Raw genomic sequence first — 15,343 nt, 5'->3', positions numbered from 1 at the left:
AGACAATTCTTATCGAATGGCACAGTCATGGAGGCTGAAGAAGACATCATAGCGTCTTGCTTGGTCAGCGCTTGCGGATGCGCCTAGAACAGGCTGCCCTGGTCATCCTCATCGCTGGAAAGCGGCTTCTTTGCCTTCGGCTTGGTTTGGCGCACCGGCGCCGGTTCCGGGTGAGTGAGAGGCTCCATGAGGTCGGCATCGTCATTCTCGACCTTGTTCACACGGCTCGAGACGGGCACCAGATCAAGCCAGTCGTCCGGACATGGCCTTACCAGATTCATGACACTCGCACGCTCATCGCTCACGTCGAGCCAGGCAGCGATGTTCTCTTCCGAAAGGATCACCGGCATGCGGTCGTGCACAGCGGACATGGTGCCGTTCGCATCCGTCGTCACGATGGCGGCCGTGTCGATCTCCGAGCCGTCGGGGCTGGAATAGGTTTCCCACAAGCCCGCCATCGGCAGCGGCTTGCGGCTACGCGGCCGAATGAGAAACGGCGTCTTTTCCCGGCCGTCGCGACGCCATTCATAAAAGCCATCCACCATGAAGATGCAGCGCCGGCGCTTGAGCGCCGCTTTGAAGGTGGGCTTCGTCTCAAGCGTCTCGCCGCGCGCATTGATGACGAGCGGAAAGTCCTTAGGGTCCTTCACCCAGGACGGCAGGAAACCCCAACGCACCAGCATGAAATGCCGTTCGCCGCGATCCTCCAATACGATCGGCACAGGCTGCGTTGGGGCCACATTATAGCGCGGAGGAAAGTTCGGCTGCTCCGAATACCCGTAGAAATCCCGATAAACATCTGGAGGGAGAGTGATGGCATAGCGCCCGCACATGATACGTCCTTCATCTCTCCGTCATGCCGCAAGGAAGCGGCCATGCCACGGAGCAAGAAATTACTATTCCTATAGCCAGCGCTTCCAGCGAAAAAAGAGATAGGGAACGACAGCGGCCGAGATCATGAGGCCTATGGCCCAGAGATAACCGTATTCCCAGTTCAGCTCCGGCATGAGCCTGAAATTCATGCCGTAGAGCGACGACACGAGCGTCGGCGGCAAGAAGATGACGGACATCACCGAGAAGATCTTGATGATATCGTTCTGCTCGATGGAGACGAGGCCGAGCGTGGCATCGAGCAGGAACTGCACCTTGCTGGATAGGAAGGTCGCATGTTCCTCGATGGACTGAACGTCCCGCAAGGCCGTGCGCCATTCAGCCTGATAGCCGCGCGTCTTTTGAGGGCGCGGCATGCTTGCGGAGAGAAACAGGAGAAGACGCTCGACCGATACCATGCTCTCGCGCACTTTCGAGATCACGTCAGCCTTGCGCCCGATGGATTTCAAGGCGGCACGGAATGACGCGGTTCGGCGCTTGCCCTTCTTCTCGTTCTCGAAGATCGCTTGCGAAAGGCGATCGATGTGCTGCCCCACGGTACCGAGAATTTCTGCGGCGCGGTCGATGATCGCCTCGACGAGGCCATCGAGAACCGCCTCCGGCTGGTGACGGCATCCACCCGGCTTCCCGGCGCGGGACATGAACATGCTGAAGGAACGCGGCTCACCATAGCGCACGGTCACGAGCGCCTGCTCGGTCAGGATGAAGGAAACATCGATGAGCTTGGGGTTGTCGGTGTCCGAGCTGCAGAGAACACGCGCGGTCATGTAGCGGGCATTGTTCTCATGGTAGAGGATTTCGGACGGCTCGATATCCGCCATCTCCTCCCGGGTCGGAATTTCGATGTTGAGGTGATGCTCGACGAGCTTGTCCTCGTCACGGCTGGGATCGATCAGGTCGACCCAGATGGCATCCGGAGGTATCGGCTCCCCTTCCGGCAGCACGAAACGGTCGAGGGATTCCCCCTTGGGATTGACCGCCTGCGCCGGCCTGTGGATCAAGATCATAGCCGTCTCCGCCTCATCAGGTGAGTGATCGCCTGACCTTTATGATGTTTGTTTCAGCGGTGGAATATCGTCGGGCACGAAGAAGTCAGGCATCAACGGCTTCGTCGGATCGACACGGTACTTCTCGAAATCCGTCACGCCTTCCTCACTCAAGAAGACGTCGTCGATGAGGAAATGTCCCGAGAAGTTCCTGGCAGGCTTCTGGAAGATGGCATAGGCCGCGTCGGAGAGGATCTCCGGCGTGCGGCTGGCCTGCACGATCTCGTCGCCCCCGAGCAGGTTCTTCACGGCGCTCGTCGCAATCGTCGTGCGCGGCCAGAGCGCGTTGACGGCAATGCCCTTCGGACGCAGCTCACCGGCAAGCCCGAGCACGCAGAGACTCATGCCGTATTTCGCCATGGTGTAGGCGAGGTGCGGCGCGAACCATTTCTCCTTCATATCGAGGGGCGGCGACATCATGAGGATGTGCGGGTTCTCGGCCTTTTCCAGATGCGGAATTGCGTATTTCGAGACCATGTAGGTGCCGCGCGTGTTGATCTGATGCATCAGATCGAAGCGCTTCATGTCGGTCATCGTTGTGGGCGTAAGGCTGATGGCGCTGGCATTGTTGACCACGATGTCGAGACCGCCGAAGGTCTCGACGGTTTTCTCGATTGCGCCACTCACCGCCGCCTCGTCGCGGACATCGACAACAAGCGGCAGCGCCTTGCCGCCAGCCTTCTCGATCTCCTCCGCAGCCGTGTAGATGGTACCGGGGAGCTTGGGATGCGGTTCGGCGGTCTTGGCCGCGATCACCACATTCGCCCCATCCCGGGCGGCCCGTAGGCCAATGGCGAGACCGATGCCGCGCGAAGCGCCGGTAATGAAGAGAGTCTTTCCCTTGAGGCTCATGATATCAGCTCGCCAGTGCCAGGGTTGCATCCTGCAGGAAACCCGCGCCACCGAGGACCGTGTCCTCCAGTCCTTTCGCACCGACCGCGATGTTTTCCGCGAAGAAACGGCACAGCGCGATGCGGCCTGCATGTGCAGGATCGGCATCGCCGCTTGTTGACAGGGCATGTGCGGCAAGCGCTGTTTCCGCGAGAGCCGCACCGCCCTGGGCAAGACCGAAGAGGCGAAGGTAAGGCGTTGCTCCAGCCAGCGCATCGCCTTGCGCGTTGGAGGAAATGGCCTGGAGCATGTAGCTCGTGGCGCGATCCAGGCTCTCGATGGCATCGCGCAGGCGCGAGGCGGTAGCGCCGAAGGCGGGGACGTTCTCCTTCAGTAGCCTTGTAACGACGGCGCGCATCGAAGCGATCTGTGCATGCACTGTCTCGCCGCCGGAGAGCGGCAGCTTGCGGGTGACAAGATCGATGGCCTGAATGCCGTTCGTGCCCTCATAGATCGGGGCGATGCGTGCATCGCGGTAATGCTGGGCCGCGCCCGTTTCCTCAATGAAGCCCATGCCGCCGTGGACCTGCACGCCGAGGGAGGCAACCTCCATGCCGATATCGGTCGAGAATGCTTTTGCAACGGGAGTAAGAAGCGATGCGCGTTCGTGCGCCTTTTTGGCACGAGCGGGATCCTGCTCCAGATGCGCACGGTCGATGGCTTCCGCCGTCATGTAGCAGATGGCGCGGGCTGCAGCGGTCATCGCCTTCATGGTGAGAAGACTGCGCTGGATGTCGGGATGCACGACGATGGGGCTCATGCCTTCGACGGCGCCGATGGCGCGACCCTGCCTGCGCTCATTCGCGTAAGACAGCGCCTGCTGATAAGCGCGCTCCGCAATGGCGACACCCTGCAGGCCAACCGCCAAGCGCGCATTGTTCATCATCGTGAACATGCAGTTGAGACCACGGTTATCCTCGCCTACGAGCCAGCCGATGGCGCCACCGTTGTCGCCGAAGATCATCGTGCAGGTGGGCGAGGCGTGGATGCCGAGCTTGTGCTCCAGACTGTGGCAGCGCAGATCGTTGCGCGTGCCGTCGGGCAGAACTTTCGGCACGAGGAACAGCGAGATGCCGCGCGTGCCTTGTGGTGCGTCGGGCAGGCGCGCGAGCACGAGGTGGACGATGTTGTCGGTGAGATCGTGCTCGCCGTAGGTGATGAAGATCTTCTGGCCCGTGATCTTGTATGTGCCGTCACCGACAGGTTCGGCGCGGGAGCGCAGCGCAGCGAGATCGGAGCCTGCCTGCGGCTCCGTGAGGTTCATCGTAGCTGTCCATTCGCCGGAAACGAGCTTTTCGAGATAGCGGCTCTTCAGGTCGTCGGAGGCGTGGGCCTCCAGCGCCTCGATGGCGCCATGGGTCAAGACCGGCCCGATACCGAAGGCCATGGAGGCGGCATTCCACATCTCGACGCAGGCGGAGTTCAGCAGCGTCGGCAATCCTTGCCCTCCGTACTCAACCGGGCCAGGAAGCGCGTTCCAGCCGGCCTCCGTCCAGGCCTTGTAGGCCTCCTTCCAGCCAGGAGCGGTGGTGACGATGCCGTCTTTCACCTTCGCACCGGCCTTGTCCCCTTCCCTGTTGAGCGGAGCGATCACATCGTTGGCGAAGCGCCCGGCCTCGTCCAGGATGGTCTCGGCGAGATCGACGGAGAGGTCGCCATAGAGGCCATCGGCAACGGCGCGGTCCAGACCCGCGACATGGCGCATGGTGAAGACGATATCCGACACAGGCGCGCGATAGCTCATGGCATTTCCTCTCACTGCAAATGGCTTTTGGATATTGACGCGTTACCACGCGCGGTTAAACCCGCCCATGGTATCATCTCGAAACAGGGAATAGTTTAGACGTGAACGATCGCGGGTCAATGCTACGGACGGCACGTCTATCCGCCGATGAGGCCGGTCTGTCTGAAGCCGCGGCCATTCTGCGGCGCGGCGGCCTCGTGGCGTTCCCGACCGAAACGGTCTACGGCCTGGGGGCCGATGCTACTCAATCGGAAGCCGTGGCAGGCATCTATGCCGCCAAGGAGCGCCCGAGCTTCAACCCGCTCATTTCCCATCTGGAGAGTTTCGAGGCCGCCAAGGAGCAAGGCCTCTTCGATGAGACCGCGCGTAAGCTGGCCGAGGCCTTCTGGCCAGGCCCCCTCACCCTCGTGGTGCCGGTAGCGCCCACCTGTACGATCTCCGATCTCGCCCGCGCCGGCCTCGACAGCGTGGGCCTTCGCGTGCCTGCCCATCCCCTCGCCCATGCCCTGCTGAAAGCCACCGGCCGCCCGGTGGCCGCGCCATCCGCCAACCGCTCGGGACGCGTGAGCCCAACGGCCTCCGATCATGTGCTGGGCGATCTCGATGGACGCATCGATGCGGTCGTCGAAGGCGGCGCGGCGGATGTGGGCGTCGAATCCACGATTGTTGCCTGCCTCGGCGGCGCACCCCGCCTGCTGCGCCCGGGCGGCGTGGCGCGCGAGGCGATCGAGGCGCTGATCGGGCAGCCGCTCGAAAGCGGTTTTGAGGGCGGCGAAAAGAACCCGCTCGCGCCGGGCATGCTCGCATCGCACTACGCACCGCGCGCGCAAGTGCGCCTGAATGCAACGCGCATCGAGCCTGGAGAGGCCGCATTGCTGTTCGGCTCTTCTTCTCTGCCGAAAAGCGAGCAGGCCAAGGCTGCGTTGAACTTAAGCGAAAGCGGCGACCTCAAGGAGGCCGCCGCTCATCTGTTCTCGTATCTCAGGCGGCTCGATGCCTCGGGCGCTCACACCATCGCGGTCGCGTCGGTTCCAGAGACGGGCCTGGGCGAGGCCATCAACGACCGCCTCCGGCGCGCTGCCGCGGAGCGGTGACCCGCTCCGCCTGAATGCGCTTACTTCACTGCGAGCTTCGCAGCGATCTGGGCCACGTGCTTGCCCTGGAAGCGGGCACCGTCGAGGTCGATCTCGCTCGGCTGGCGAGAACCGTCGCCGCCGGCAATCGTGGACGCGCCGTAGGGCGAGCCGCCGCGGATCTGGTCGACACCCATCTGGCCCTGGAACGAGTAAGGCAGGCCGACGACCACCATGCCATGATGCAGCAGCACCGGCAGCGTGGTGAGGATCGTGGCTTCCTGGCCGCCATGCTGGGTCGCCGTGGAGGTGAACACCGAGCCCACCTTGCCGATCAGCTTGCCTTGCGCCCACAGGGCCCCGGTCTGGTCGAGGAAGTTCTTCATCTGCGCCGTCATGGTGCCGTAGCGGGTCGGGGTGCCGAAGATGATGGCATCGTATTCCGGCAGTTCCTCGACGGTGGCGACGGGGGCCTTCTGATCGGTCTTGTAATGGGCGGCCTTGGCAATCTCGTCTGGGACGAGCTCGGGAACACGCTTGACCACCACTTCGGCCCCAGTCTCGCGCGCACCTTCGGCGGCGGCGTAGGCCATCTGCTCAATGTGTCCCCAGGACGAATAATACAGCACAAGAACCTTGGTCATGTGATCTCCAATGCGAAAGGGATGAGCGCAGGCACGTTCCGGCCCGGCTTTAAGCCAGCCTGGGCAAAACAGTTCTGCAATTACGTGATGCTCTTAAGATAACCTTTCCAGCATGCAAAACCAGTGCTAGATATGCAGGGCTCCCATTGCACTAATGCAAGTGAACATGGCTAAACAACAGCATCTCGACTGGGACGACTTCAGGCTCGTCAAGATTATCGCCGAGGCCAACGGCCTTGCTGGTGCGGCAGAACGTTTAGGCGTCAATCACTCGACTGTTTTCCGAAGACTCGGCCAGATGGAAGAGAATCTCGGCGTCAAGCTCTTCGAGCGGCACCGGACCGGCTATGTGCTGACGCCGGCCGGCGAGGAGATGTCCGCCCTTGCCGAGCAGATGGAGGAGAACGTCACCTCATTCACCCGCAAGCTCGCGGGTCAGGCCGTCGCCCCCGCTGGCGAGTTGCGGGTGACGACGAACGATACGCTGCTCGTTCATATGCTGACGCATCTCTTTTCGCGTTTCGTGAAGACCAACCCGGAGATGCGGCTCGACGTGGTGCTCGCAAACCAGGCGCTCAACCTGTCGAAGCGCGACGCCGATGTGGCGATCCGCGCCACGGACGATCCGCCGGAGACTCTCGTCGGCCGACGCGTGGCCACCATCGCCTGGGCCATCTATGGGCGGCTGGAGGATTTCCCGGATCAGCATCAGCCGACGGATCTCAACTCTCCTGAACTCTACAACCGTCCATGGGTGGCGCTCGGCGACAACCTCGCGGCTCTCAAGGCCGCCCGCTTCGTGCGCGACCGCGTGGCGCCGGAGAATATCGTCTACAAGGTCAACACGGTGCTGGGGCTTGCGGAATCCGTCGAGGCCGGCATCGGCATCGGCCCCCTGCCCTGCTTCATCGCGGATGCGAGCCCGAACCTCGTGCGCCTCTCGGACGTGAATCCGGAATTCTCGGCAGGCCTGTGGCTGCTCACCCATCCGGATCTGCGCCAATCGGCGCGCGTGCGCGCCTTCATGGATTTCATGGCCGCCGAGATCGCCAAGCAGCGGCGCTGGATCGAGGGCAGCGGCAGAAGGCCGACCGATCAGGCGATAGCCACGACCACACGCCCCTTGACCTGACCTTCCACGATCCTGCGCCCTGCTTCCATCACTTCATCGAGGGAGATGGTGGAGGTCATGGATGCGAGCTTGCCGTGATCGAGTTCATGCGCCAACCGGTTCCAGGCCTCGATGCGCAGCGCCTTGGGCGCCATCACTGAATCCACGCCCAGCAGGGCCACATTGCGCAGGATGAAGGGCGCCACGGTGGAAGGCAGGTCCATGCCTGCTGCCAAGCCGCAGGCGGCGATCGCGCCATCGTATTTCGTCATCGAGATCACGTTCGCAAGCGGGATCGAACCCACCGTATCGACACCGGCGGCCCAGCGCTCCTTGGCCAGCGGCCGCACGGCGCCCGTCAGCTCGCTTCGGTCGAGAATCTCGGAAGCGCCGAGGCCTTTCAGGTAATCCGCTTCTTCAGGCCGTCCTGTCGCGGCGATCACATGCCAACCCGCCCGCGCGAGCAGCGCCACGGCCACGGAGCCGACGCCGCCGACCGCGCCAGTGACGATCGCAGGGCCGCGCTCAGGGGTAAGCCCGTGCTTCTCAAGCGCCATCAGGCAGAGCATTGCCGTATAGCCTGCCGTGCCGATGGCCATGGCCTGTTGCGGGGAAAGACCTGCCGGCAGCGGGATCAGCCAGTCGCCTTTCACGCGTACCTTTTCCGCATAGGTGCCAAGATGCGTCTCACCCAGGCCCCAACCGTTCAGGATCACCGCATCGCCCGTCTTGAAGTCCGGGTTGGAGGAGGCCTCGACCGTGCCGACGAGATCGACGCCGGGGATCATCGGAAAACGTCGCACCACCGGCGCCTTGCCGGTGAGCGCAAGACCGTCCTTGTAGTTCAACGTCGAGTGAGACACGCGGACGGTGACATCGCCATCCATGAGATCGGTCTCATTGAAATCGCGAAAGCTGACGGACTGACCCGCCTCATTCTTGTCGATGACGAGTGCCTTGAACGTTCCCATGAGCGTGAATCCTCCTCGCACCGATTTTTGGCGCGAGGGAAGATCAGGGCAAGCGTGATCGCCTCATCCCTTCGAACGAGTTACCGCTTTACTCCGCCGGCTGAAGCGCGGGGCCACGCTCGACCGGACGCTCCTTGATCGGCAGGTTGATCAGGGCCGAGGCGATGCCGAGCGCGATCGAGAGCCACCACACGAGCGTGTAGTTGCCGTAGATCTCGTACAGCTCCCCGCCGAGCCACACCCCGAGGAATCCGCCGACCTGATGCGAGAAGAAGGCGAAGCCATAGAGCATGGCCATGTAGCGCGTGCCGAACATCAGCATCACGAGGGAGGATGTGGGCGGCACGGTGGAAAGCCACAGGAGGCCGATGGAGATGCCGAAGGCAATCGATGTCACCGGCGATGCGGGCAGCAGGATGAAGGCTGCAATCGCGATCGAGCGGCCGAAATAGATCCAGGCGAGGAGCCAGCGCTTCGACATGCGCGTGGAGAGCCAGCCGGAACCGAGCGAGCCGAAGGCGTTGGCAAGGCCGATCACGGCAAGCGTCCAGCCTCCCACGGCTGCAGAGAGTCCTGCATCCTTCAGATAGGCCGGAAGATGCGCGGTGATGAACGCGAGCTGAAAGCCGCAGGTGAAGAAGCCGAGCACCAGCAGCACATAGGACCGGTGCTGGAAGGCTTCCGTCAGCGCCTGTCTGATGGATTGATTCGGCACGTTGGCCGCGCTCGCCTGGCCAGCCGCACCCGGACGGGTTGCAAGCGCCAGCGCCAGCGGCATCACGAGCAGAACCGAACCCGCGAAGATCACGAGCGCTTGGTGCCAGCCGAACGAGTCGATGAGAACGTTGCCGATGGGCGGGAACAAGAACTGGCCGAAGGAGCCTGCCGCCGTGCCTGCACCGAAGGCCATGGGACGCCATTGCTCAGGCAGGAGCTTGCCGAAAGCGCCGAGCACCAGATTGAACGAGCAGCCGGAGAGGCCGAAGCCGATCAGAATGCCCGCACCGAGATGCAGGGCGCTCGGCGTCGAGGCATAGGCCATCACCACAAGACCGATGGCATAGAGCAAGGCTCCGAAGCAGAGCACCCGGAAGGCCCCGAACCGGTCCGCCACCGCGCCCGCGAAAGGTTGGCCGACACCCCAGAGAAGATTCTGAAAGGCAATGGCCAAGCTGAACGTGTCACGCCCCCAGCCGAACTCCGTCGTCATCGGGATCTGGAACAGTCCCACCGAAGCCCGCGGCCCGAATGTGATCAACGCGATCAGGCAACCGGCCAGAACGATGATTTCAGGGGAGACGCGGGATGGAGCGGCGGGCGCAGAAGACGTGGGTGCGGACATGGGCACAGCCCTCGAAAGGCAAATCGGAGGGCGGATCCTAGCGGAAGTCTGACATCAGAAACATTGAAAGTTTGTAGGCTTCGGCATGAGCGGCCGTGATGGATCGCAGTGATATGGCCCGCGATCCCGCTCAGGTCTGCCCAGGCTTGAGCTTGTAGAAGATGTGGCGGCCGATCACGTCCATCTTCTTCAGGCGGCGGGCCCAGTAGGGACGCACGTAGTTTGCGTGGTAGTGCGTCGCACCGCCCACATCGGCGAGATAGGTCTTGCCTTCGAGCACGGCGCTCGCCACCCGCTTGGCGCGTTCCCAGGAGACCGTGTCGGTCGTGCGCAGGGCCTTGCCTTCGCAGGCGAAGGTGAACTGGCAGGCCAGATGCCGATGGCGGTTCTGATAGACCACCCCGCAGATCGAGGACGGATAGAGGCCGCTCTTGACGCGGTTGAGAACCACTTGCGCTACGGCGGCCTGGCCCTCTTCGGGCTCACTGCGCGCTTCGAAGTAGACCGCCTCCGCAAGGCAGCGCTGCTCCTTGCTCAGGTTGTCCGGGTCGATGAGGTCCGCATAGCGAGGCTGCGATGGTTCGTCGGCCTTGGGCACGAGGCTTGTGCCGAAGCCGCTCTTGTCGAGCCGTGGCGAGACAGGCGCGGCGGCGATCTCGATGGGGGTCGCTTCCATCGGGGCCGGAGTCGTCGACGAGAGAGTGATCGCGCGCTTCACCATCGGCGTGGTGAGGCTCGCGGCAGCCCCTGTCGAACCCGCTGCCGCCGCTGCGGGCGATTGCACGGAGATGGTCTGGCGCGTGGTGGTGAACTCGGGAGCCTCCCAAGGCTCGAAGCCCTGCTCCATCTCAGGTGTTTCGAGCTGCCCCTCCATGAGGACGGTGGGCGGCAGGAGACGCTCGTCCTGGCCGAAGAGAAGACGGGAGCCGCCGACCTGCGCGAGATCCGGTCGCAATTGGCTTGCGCGCAGCGACAGGGTGATGTGCGGGGCGACGAGCGGATCGCCCTTCCCTGTCCTGACGACGACCGGATCAGCGACCGCGCCAACCTTGCGATCCGACTTGGGAAGCATCCCATTCAGCATGTGGTCGGGCAGATCGTAGCGCGGCACGAATCTCAGGACGTCGCGCTCGAGATCCAATCTTCCACCGGCGATGGAGGTGGTGATGGGCGGCACGAGAGCCGTCTGCGTCAGGCGAGCCAGGGATCCGCGCGGCGCGAAGCTCACACCGGCCTGCGGGTCGTTGCTGGCGGCAGCGGTGAACGAGATCAGAAGGCCGGTCGCCAGCGCCCAGGGCGCGGTGGTGGCGCAGATCCATTTCACCCGAGAGCGACGATTCCGAAGACGCACGCGAACACCCACTCAAACAGAAGGGAAGCATCGAACAGAAGGCTTCCATTGCTTATGGTTATCGCGGGTTAAGGTTGATGGGTGGTTAAGACAGAGCCTTAAACTGCTTGCGCCCCTGCGGCGGCCTGCCGCTTCTCGGCCATGCGCCGCAACGCGCTCCCTGTCTCCGGATCAGCGGGGAAGAACGCCTCGATGGCGAGTTCCGAGAGGGTCACGTCCACGGGCGTACCGAAGACCGTCGTCGTGCTGAAGAAAGTGAGCACGCCCTCCTCCGTCATCAGCTTCAGAGGCACGACGATGCTCGCATGATCGGCCTTCGAGGATGGCGAGCGCCTGGCGGCATCGGGGATCGGATAGGAGCGCAATTCCTCGATGAGCGCGGAGAGCACTGCATCGCCCGTTACGTTCACCTGATGATGCAGGCGTGCGATGAGATGATCGCGCCATTCCGAGAAATTCACGATGCGCCGCGCGAGGCCTGCCGGATGGATGCTCAGGCGCAGCACGTTGACCGGTGGGTTCAGCAGCGCGGGATCGACACCGTGCACAAGCGAGAACAGCGCATCGTTTGCGGCAACCAGCGACCAGTGCCTGTCGACCGCGAGCGCCGGAAACGGATCGTGCCCTTTCAGCACGAGACCGATGGCCTCGCGCATGCTCTGCAAGGCCGGATCGTCGAGGGAGCGTTCGGGATAGACCGGCGCGAAACCGGCGGAGGCGAGCATCACGTTGCGCTCGCGCAAGGGCATGTCGAGCTTTTCTGAGAGCAACTGCACCATCTCGCGGCTGGGCTGCGAACGGCCCGTTTCGAGAAAGCTCAGATGCCGGGTCGAGATCTCGGCTTCGAGAGCCAGATCCATCTGGCTCATACGCCGCCGCTGGCGCCACTCGCGCAGGTAATCGCCGAAATGCTGGACAGGATTGGTCGTTCTCATAGGCGGACCATAACGCGGGCCGAACGCCTGTTCCATGACCTTGGAGGTAAAGACAGCCAGGAGGCTGGTGCCCCTTGCGTTGAGTGGAGGGCGACGATATTCCCAATGTTATATAGTTAAGATTCATCAACCAACGTTACGCAGGGGAAGACCATGACCACACCAGCACTTTGGGGCAATCCGTTCGGCGTCAGCACGACCGCAGGCGAACAGTTCGCCATGGAAACCGCAACCTTCGCCGATGGCTCCTTCGTGGCCATTTGGACTGATACGAGTCAGACTGGCGCAGACACATCCGGAAACGCCATCCGTGGCCAGATTTTCAACGCGGACGGCAGCAAGAGAGGCGGCGAGTTCGTCGTCAACACCACGACCGATGGCGACCAGGAAAATGCTGTCATTACCGTTCTCAACGATGGGCGCTTCGTGGTCGCCTGGGCGGACGGCAGTGGCGCGGAGGATAAGGATGGTTCCGGAATCCGCGCCCGCATCTTCAATGCGGACGGCACGGCTTTCAACCGAACCGGCGCAGCAGGTGGCGACGCGGACTTTCAGGTCAATGTTACCACGCAGACTGGCTCGCAGAATGCGCCTTCAATCGCTGCTCTTGCGAATGGAGGATTCGTCGTCGCCTTCGAGGATAACAGCAACAGCTTCAGCAATTTCGATGTCAGGGCTCAGGCCTTCGATGCCCGAGGCTTCCAGTCCGGCGCAGAGGTTCTGGCCAATACGGCAAATGAGCGTCATCAGGCCACTCCAGCCGTCGTAGCGTCGGGAAATGGCTACACCGTGTTCTATCGATCGTACAGCGTAAACGACACACTCGTCTATGGCAGGAACTTCTACACGGATGGGCGAGAGCCGTCGGGCGAGTTTCTTGTTTCAAATGCACAGGTACTATCAGATGTTCCGAAGACGACAAAGCTTTCAGATGGCCGCTTCGTTGTCACTTGGTTGTCGGCTGAAGGCACCTCTACCGGAATAAGCTATTCCAGCAAGGCACAGATTTTTAACGCGGACGGAAGCAAGTCCGGTGCGGAGTTCAGCGTCTACGGCTCTGATGCACCGCTTCAAATTATCTCCGATGTGACTGCGCTGTCCAACGGAGGTTTCGCCGTCGTGCTCGTGTCGACGACAGAAACAGATCCGAGCAAGTTCGGCAAAATGGATGTCGGAGTGGCCTTCTTCGATGCCGATGGCAACAGGACCAGCAGCAATACCAAGATCGCCGGTCCAATCGACATTGATCTCTTTGCGACTCTCGACATCTCAACCTTCGCAGACGGTCGGATCGTTGTGACCTCACCATTGTTCAATGGTATCAGCGATTACGCTGTGATTGGCCAGATCGTGGATGGCCGCACGGTAGGTGTTTCCGTCCCTGGCAGCGCTGGCAACGATGACTACTACGGATCAGCCTTCAACGACACGCTGAGCGGTGCCGCCGGCAACGACACGCTCAGGGGCGAAGCCGGCAACGACATTCTCGATGGCGGCGCCGGCATCGACACGATGACCGGCGGCCTCGGCAACGATACCTACCACGTCGATAGCGCTGGCGATCAGGTGACGGAACTCGCCGGCGGCGGCACCGATACGGTCATCGCCTCCATCAGCTATGCTCTCGGCGCCGAACTGGAAAATCTCACCGGTTTCGGATCGTCCGCGCTCCGCTTCACCGGCAATGGCCTAGCCAATGCGCTCACCGGCGCTGACGGCAAGGACCGGCTCGATGGCGGACTCGGCAACGACACGTTGTCAGGCGGCTACGGCAATGACGTGCTTGTCGGCGGCAAGGGCAAGGACGCATTTGTGTTTGCCGGAAAGCTCGGCACGCACAAGACGGACCGCAAGGTGAACTTCGACACGATCAGCGACTTCAAGCTCAAGGAGGACAAGATCCACCTGGAGAACGCGATCTTCACCAAGCTGAAGAAGACAGGCAAGCTGAACAAGAAGTTCTTCTCCATCGACAAGGCGCAGGACCGCAACGACCACATCGTCTACAACAAGAAGACCGGCGTCCTGTCCTATGACGCAGACGGCTCGGGCGGCAAGAAGGCGGTGGAGTTCGCCAAGGTGAAGAAGAACCTGAACCTCAAATATTCCGACTTCCTCGTCATCTAAAGACGGGCACATCATCTCAGGTTGATCTCAAGAGACAAACGGCAGGCTGCTTCTCAGGAGCGGCCCGTTTCTCATGATCATCACTCATCGTTACCTGACACGTAATCGACTGCCTTCTCCATCTACACGATCCTTCGAGCCGGTTGGATGACCGACCGCGCTTTGAAAGGAACCTGCCATGACGACGATCCACCCCTCCCCGCTTCTTCGCCAGGCCCTGCTGGCGGACGCCACCACGAGCGGTGCGTTCGGGCTGCTGATGCTGCTTGCTGCCGGGCCATTGAGCCAGCTGCTCGGCTTGCCGGAGATGCTGCTGCGCATCGCGGGTGCGGTTCTGTTGCCTTACATGGCGCTGCTTGCGTGGCTTGGACTGCGCGAGCAGATGCACAGGGGCCTCGTGTGGGCCGTAATCGCCGGCAACATTCTTTGGGTAGCCGACAGCCTGCTGCTTCTCATCAGCGGATGGGTCTCGCCCACGAGCGCAGGTTATGCCTTCGTGATCATGCAGGCGCTTGTCGTGCTGATGTATGCGGAGTTTCAGATCGTAGGCCTGCGTCGATCAAATGCTGCAGCGATCTAAGACATTGCCTTCACGACACGGACAAACGCGTCATCCTGGGCCGCTGAGCAAAACCCGGGATCGCATGAGAAGAATGGCACGGGAACCCTCCTCCCCCTTGTGGGGAGGAGTTGGAGGTGGGGGTCGGCGTTACGCTGGTCCAGTTCAGCGCTCGCACCCCCACCCTGACCCTCCCCACAAGGGGGAGGGAAACACGCGCCCCGTTTTAGAACGATCCAGCTCGGCTGACGCCGTTCGAGACGACGCCGTAACGTGAGAAGTGTCGAAGAGCTTACGGAACTACCTGTCCCTGCCGTTGAACGGGGTAGGCTTCACCTCGGAGAACTCCACCGTGTCCAGGCATCGCACATTGATGGCGGCCATCGGCTCGCCGCCCGGCTGCTGCCCCTCGCCGAAGGTTGCCGTGCCGCACGAAGCGCAGAAGCGATGGCGGATGGTGTGCGTGTTGAAGGTGTAGGTGGACAGGTGCTCCTCGCCGCGGAGCACGTTCAATGCGCTGCGCGGCGCGAAGGTGAGCACATAGCCTTTCTTGCGGCAGATGGAGCAATTGCACTCGATGATCTGGGAAAGGTCGGTCTCGACCTCGAATGCCACCTTGCCGCAATGGCATGATCCCTTGTGCAGCGCCATATCCGTC

Annotated in this window: 14 protein-coding genes; 4 read left to right on the top strand and 10 right to left on the bottom strand. The window is 62.2% G+C overall.

Annotation, left to right across the window (positions count from 1 at the left end; translation table 11 throughout):
• Nucleotides 1-83: 83 nt before the first annotated feature.
• The 4 genes from BLP10_RS13780 to BLP10_RS13765 all read right to left on the bottom strand — a co-directional run bounded on the left by BLP10_RS13780 (nt 84) and on the right by BLP10_RS13765 (nt 4,572).
• Nucleotides 84-833, bottom strand: a complete 750-nt coding sequence (locus tag BLP10_RS13780) for an SOS response-associated peptidase (RefSeq protein ID WP_091135418.1) — start codon at nt 831-833, stop codon at nt 84-86.
• Nucleotides 834-902: 69 nt separating this feature from the next.
• On the bottom strand, nt 903-1,898 hold the full coding sequence (locus BLP10_RS13775; RefSeq protein ID WP_091135415.1) for a magnesium transporter CorA family protein: 996 nt from the start codon (nt 1,896-1,898) through the stop codon (nt 903-905).
• A 39-nt stretch (nt 1,899-1,937) separates the two neighbouring features.
• Nucleotides 1,938-2,789, bottom strand: coding sequence for an SDR family oxidoreductase (locus tag BLP10_RS13770; RefSeq protein WP_091135414.1), 852 nt, complete (start codon nt 2,787-2,789; stop codon nt 1,938-1,940).
• Nucleotides 2,790-2,793: 4 nt separating this feature from the next.
• Complete coding sequence (locus tag BLP10_RS13765) at nt 2,794-4,572, bottom strand: acyl-CoA dehydrogenase family protein (protein ID WP_091135412.1); 1,779 nt, start codon at nt 4,570-4,572, stop codon at nt 2,794-2,796.
• A gap of 119 nt (nt 4,573-4,691) precedes the next feature.
• Between BLP10_RS13765 and BLP10_RS13760 the strand changes: the two genes are divergently transcribed.
• Nucleotides 4,692-5,666, top strand: a complete 975-nt coding sequence (locus tag BLP10_RS13760; RefSeq protein ID WP_425286956.1) for an L-threonylcarbamoyladenylate synthase — start codon at nt 4,692-4,694, stop codon at nt 5,664-5,666.
• Nucleotides 5,667-5,686: 20 nt separating this feature from the next.
• Here BLP10_RS13760 and wrbA read toward each other — a convergent pair whose 3' ends face one another.
• Entirely contained in the window at nt 5,687-6,289 is a 603-nt protein-coding gene (gene wrbA / locus BLP10_RS13755; protein ID WP_091135407.1) for an NAD(P)H:quinone oxidoreductase, read from the bottom strand.
• A 166-nt stretch (nt 6,290-6,455) separates the two neighbouring features.
• Here wrbA and BLP10_RS13750 point away from each other — a divergent pair, with 166 nt between their 5' ends.
• Nucleotides 6,456-7,421, top strand: a complete 966-nt coding sequence (locus BLP10_RS13750; protein ID WP_091135603.1) for a LysR family transcriptional regulator — start codon at nt 6,456-6,458, stop codon at nt 7,419-7,421.
• Here BLP10_RS13750 and acuI read toward each other — a convergent pair.
• The 4 genes from acuI to BLP10_RS13730 all read right to left on the bottom strand — a co-directional run bounded on the left by acuI (nt 7,385) and on the right by BLP10_RS13730 (nt 11,999).
• Nucleotides 7,385-8,371 carry an acrylyl-CoA reductase (NADPH) gene (gene acuI / locus BLP10_RS13745; protein WP_091135405.1) on the bottom strand — a complete coding sequence of 329 codons (987 nt, stop codon included), beginning with the start codon at nt 8,369-8,371 and terminating at the stop codon, nt 7,385-7,387. The genes BLP10_RS13750 and acuI overlap by 37 nt on opposite strands.
• A gap of 88 nt (nt 8,372-8,459) precedes the next feature.
• Nucleotides 8,460-9,713: an MFS transporter gene (locus BLP10_RS13740; protein ID WP_091135404.1), complete on the bottom strand. Its 1,254-nt coding sequence runs from the start codon at nt 9,711-9,713 to the stop codon at nt 8,460-8,462.
• 130 nt (nt 9,714-9,843) lie between these two features.
• Nucleotides 9,844-11,064 carry a cell wall hydrolase gene (locus BLP10_RS13735; RefSeq protein ID WP_244510528.1) on the bottom strand — a complete coding sequence of 407 codons (1,221 nt, stop codon included), beginning with the start codon at nt 11,062-11,064 and terminating at the stop codon, nt 9,844-9,846.
• A 98-nt stretch (nt 11,065-11,162) separates the two neighbouring features.
• Entirely contained in the window at nt 11,163-11,999 is an 837-nt protein-coding gene (locus tag BLP10_RS13730) for a helix-turn-helix domain-containing protein (RefSeq protein WP_091135600.1), read from the bottom strand.
• 153 nt (nt 12,000-12,152) lie between these two features.
• Between BLP10_RS13730 and BLP10_RS13725 the strand changes: the two genes are divergently transcribed.
• The gene (locus BLP10_RS13725) at nt 12,153-14,126 is read left to right on the top strand and encodes a calcium-binding protein (protein ID WP_091135400.1); all 1,974 of its coding nucleotides are present in this window, start codon (nt 12,153-12,155) and stop codon (nt 14,124-14,126) included.
• 178 nt (nt 14,127-14,304) lie between these two features.
• Nucleotides 14,305-14,706 carry a hypothetical protein gene (locus BLP10_RS13720; protein ID WP_091135398.1) on the top strand — a complete coding sequence of 134 codons (402 nt, stop codon included), beginning with the start codon at nt 14,305-14,307 and terminating at the stop codon, nt 14,704-14,706.
• Nucleotides 14,707-14,985: 279 nt separating this feature from the next.
• On the opposite strand, the gene BLP10_RS13715 is transcribed toward BLP10_RS13720, so the two are convergent.
• Nucleotides 14,986-15,336: a GFA family protein gene (locus BLP10_RS13715; protein ID WP_091135396.1), complete on the bottom strand. Its 351-nt coding sequence runs from the start codon at nt 15,334-15,336 to the stop codon at nt 14,986-14,988.
• Nucleotides 15,337-15,343 lie beyond the last annotated feature (7 nt).

It is taken from the genome of Microvirga guangxiensis, assembly GCF_900102135.1.
Lineage (GTDB): Bacteria > Pseudomonadota > Alphaproteobacteria > Rhizobiales > Beijerinckiaceae > Microvirga > Microvirga guangxiensis.
The sequence above is the reverse complement of the archived record's forward strand: the minus strand, read 5'-3'. Positions and strand labels throughout refer to the sequence as shown.

What these genes read in the sequence shown, in the direction of transcription:
- acuI (WP_091135405.1), bottom strand. Translation starts at nt 8,371, where the DNA reads ATGGGAACGTTCAAGGCACTCGTCATCGACAAGAATGAGGCGGGTCAG.
- BLP10_RS13770 (WP_091135414.1), bottom strand. Translation starts at nt 2,789, where the DNA reads ATGAGCCTCAAGGGAAAGACTCTCTTCATTACCGGCGCTTCGCGCGGC.
- BLP10_RS13715 (WP_091135396.1), bottom strand. Translation starts at nt 15,336, where the DNA reads ATGGCGCTGCACAAGGGATCATGCCATTGCGGCAAGGTGGCATTCGAG.
- BLP10_RS13760 (WP_425286956.1), top strand. Translation starts at nt 4,692, where the DNA reads ATGCTACGGACGGCACGTCTATCCGCCGATGAGGCCGGTCTGTCTGAA.
- BLP10_RS13750 (WP_091135603.1), top strand. Translation starts at nt 6,456, where the DNA reads ATGGCTAAACAACAGCATCTCGACTGGGACGACTTCAGGCTCGTCAAG.
- BLP10_RS13720 (WP_091135398.1), top strand. Translation starts at nt 14,305, where the DNA reads ATGACGACGATCCACCCCTCCCCGCTTCTTCGCCAGGCCCTGCTGGCG.
- BLP10_RS13725 (WP_091135400.1), top strand. Translation starts at nt 12,153, where the DNA reads ATGACCACACCAGCACTTTGGGGCAATCCGTTCGGCGTCAGCACGACC.
- BLP10_RS13780 (WP_091135418.1), bottom strand. Translation starts at nt 833, where the DNA reads ATGTGCGGGCGCTATGCCATCACTCTCCCTCCAGATGTTTATCGGGAT.
- BLP10_RS13730 (WP_091135600.1), bottom strand. Translation starts at nt 11,999, where the DNA reads ATGAGAACGACCAATCCTGTCCAGCATTTCGGCGATTACCTGCGCGAG.
- BLP10_RS13775 (WP_091135415.1), bottom strand. Translation starts at nt 1,898, where the DNA reads ATGATCTTGATCCACAGGCCGGCGCAGGCGGTCAATCCCAAGGGGGAA.
- wrbA (WP_091135407.1), bottom strand. Translation starts at nt 6,289, where the DNA reads ATGACCAAGGTTCTTGTGCTGTATTATTCGTCCTGGGGACACATTGAG.
- BLP10_RS13765 (WP_091135412.1), bottom strand. Translation starts at nt 4,572, where the DNA reads ATGAGCTATCGCGCGCCTGTGTCGGATATCGTCTTCACCATGCGCCAT.
- BLP10_RS13740 (WP_091135404.1), bottom strand. Translation starts at nt 9,713, where the DNA reads ATGTCCGCACCCACGTCTTCTGCGCCCGCCGCTCCATCCCGCGTCTCC.